Raw genomic sequence first — 401 nt, forward strand, 5'->3', positions numbered from 1 at the left:
GGGCCACCCTGCCCCAGCGCCCGCCGGCGCGGCCGGCGTCGTCCACAGCCCGCCCGGGCCGGCCCCGGTGGACCCGCCCGGGGCTCGCCGCGGTCGGCCGCTCAGGAGGCCTTGCCGAGGATCCGGTTCAGGTTCGTGCCGCACACGGGGCACTGGCCCTTGGCCATCCGGCGGCCGTTGGTCTCCACGACCCGGCCCTCCGCCTGCCGCTTCTCCTTGCACTTCACGCAGTAGAACTCGCCCTGGTAGGTCTCGGCGTCGGCCACGGCGCGCCTCCTCGGAACCTCGCGGGCCACCGGGCTCTCCGGCGGCTCCCCCCGCATGGTGCCCCCAGCCCACCGCCCGGGCGCGTCGGCGCACCCGCGCGCGGCCCGCCGGCCCGCGCGGACGCCGCTCCCGCG

Annotated in this window: 1 protein-coding gene; it reads right to left on the minus strand. The window is 79.8% G+C overall.

Going from position 1 to position 401, the window contains the following annotated elements; genetic code table 11:
• Positions 1–101: 101 nt before the first annotated feature.
• Positions 102–266: a DUF5679 domain-containing protein gene (locus tag GTR00_RS26560; protein WP_407659776.1), complete on the minus strand. Its 165-nt coding sequence runs from the start codon at positions 264–266 to the stop codon at positions 102–104.
• Positions 267–401: the final 135 nt, after the last annotated feature.

It is taken from the genome of Kineococcus indalonis, from assembly GCF_009906395.1.
Lineage (GTDB): Bacteria > Actinomycetota > Actinomycetes > Actinomycetales > Kineococcaceae > Kineococcus > Kineococcus indalonis.